This window comes from Holdemania filiformis DSM 12042, from assembly GCF_000157995.1.
Taxonomy (GTDB): domain Bacteria; phylum Bacillota_I; class Bacilli_A; order Erysipelotrichales; family Erysipelotrichaceae; genus Holdemania; species Holdemania filiformis.
In genome coordinates, this window is sequence record NZ_GG657552.1 from 287,051 (window position 1) to 289,092 (window position 2,042).

General features: G+C 55.4%; 2 protein-coding genes. Both read left to right on the forward strand.

Annotated features, from left to right (window positions below):
• Positions 1 to 1,373 (forward strand): M14 family metallopeptidase (locus HOLDEFILI_RS02190; RefSeq protein ID WP_006057723.1); only part of this gene is annotated, 1,373 nt, incomplete at its 5' end.
• A 160-nt stretch (positions 1,374 to 1,533) separates the two neighbouring features.
• On the forward strand, positions 1,534 to 2,042 hold a 509-nt coding region (locus tag HOLDEFILI_RS02195), incomplete at its 3' end, for a pentapeptide repeat-containing protein (protein ID WP_039863705.1).

A 2,042-nucleotide genomic window follows, 5' to 3' on the forward strand; every position in this document is an offset into this window, starting at 1 on the left:
CGTTCTATGTCATTCCGCGGATCAGCGTGGACGGCAGCGAGGTGTATCTGACTTCGCCGTATGACCTGCGTTCCGCCGACCGGCCGTATCTGACGCCGGTGCAGCAGCCGGGGTTGGTGCCGGAAGACATGGATCAGGACGGCGTGATCCGGATGATGCGGATCAAGGACAAACACGGCGCCTGGAAGATCAGTAAGGCACACCCGCAGTTAATGGAAAAGCGCAAGCCGGACGAGCGTGAAGGCGAGTTCTACACAGTCGTCAGCGAAGGCGTGCTGAAGGGCGCCAACGGCAATGAGATTCAGCCGGCTCCCACGTTATGGGGATTGGACTTCAATCGCAACTATCCGTTCGGCTGGTTCCATGAATCCCGCCAGGCCGGCGCCGGGGCTTATCCGTTAAGCAATCCGGAAAACAAAGCGGTGGTGGATTTTGTCTTAGCCCATCACAACATCGGTGCGGTCGCCACGCATCATACCAGCGGCGGCGTGATTCTGTACCCGCCGGGAACCCGTCCGGAAAAGAGCGCGGATCCTGACGATATGCGCCGGCTGCGCGAGATCGCGGCAATGGCGACGGAAGAAATGGGCTATCCGGCGATCAATATTTTCGATCATTTCATGACGGATCAGGAAAATTATTCTTCCGGTGCGTTTGACGACTGGTGTTTCCAGGATCAGGGCATTCCTGCCTATACGCTGGAGCTGTGGAACCTGTTGGAACGAGCCGGCTGCAAGATCGACTGGGACCGCCGCGATGCCAAGAGCGAAGCGGAATGTCTGGATACGATGGCGAAGGTGATGGCGTGGTGCGCGGAAAACGCTCCGGAAAGCATGGAAGCGTGGACACCGTATCAACATCCGCAGCTGGGATTGGTCGAAATCGGCGGCCTGAATCTGAAATTCACAGAGGAAAACTGTCCGAATGCCTTCTTATTGCAGGAAGTGGAAAAAACGACGAAGTTCTGTCTGCGCTACGCTCAGTCGCTGCCGCAGCTGGCGATTGACAAGACAAACGTGAACTGGCTGGGCGCGGATCTGGCGGAAGTGACCGTCACGATTTCCAACGCGGGCTATCTGCCGACCTATTTAAGCCGGGAAGCGAAGCTTCTGGGCACGGCCAGACCAGTCAAGGTTTCGCTGCAGGGGCAGATTGAAAGCTTCATCGCCGGGCATGCGATTATGGAAATCGGCGATCTGGAAGGCTATTCCGGCGTCAACGCCGAGTATCGTTCCTGTGAAGTCACCACCGGCGCTCACGCGCCGCTGACGCATACACTGCGCTGGCTGGTGCAGGCGCGCAAGGGGGCGGAGATCACGATTACCGCATTCCAGCCGAAAGCCGGCCGTGCAGTCGTAAAGCTTGTGTTGTAAATGGCTGCGGACTCGAATTTAAAAATCAGAAGCAACAGGGGAAATTGACGGGATCACCGCCGATTTCTCCTGTTTTATTCTTGCGATCGGATTGCTTGATGATTTCGTTGCAAGAAACTTGATCTGTGATAAGATTAAAAGAATCAGGAAGGATGAGTTCATGAAACAAATCAAAAAAGAACCGCAGGCCCCGCGCCTGCCGCTGGCATTAGAAACCGTTGTGCTGACGTCCGCGCTGGCCGCTCAGGAAAAATTGATCGGCTTGGAAATCAACGACGATCTGTGGCCGGAGGAAAAAGCGCTGGGGAAGGAATTCAGCGAGTGCCGGCTGACGAAAGTGACAATGGCGGCGATCAGCGAGAAGACTTATTTTGTCGACGTGATTTTCGATCATTGCGATTTTTCCAACTGTCAGCTGAGTGAAAGCACGCTGCGGCGGGTTGTGTTCGATCATTGCCGCATGACCGGCGCGGATCTGTCGCGCTGCGTGCTGCAGGACGTGGTATTTCTCAACTGTGCGCTCGATTATTCCAACTTTGCGTTTTCCAGCTTTAAGAGCTGCCGCTTTGCGGATTGCATCTGCACGCAGTCTTCGTTCAGCGAGGGGAAGTTTACCGCCTTTGAGATCCAGCGGTGCAAGCTGGATGAAAGTGAGTTTTTCCACAGTCA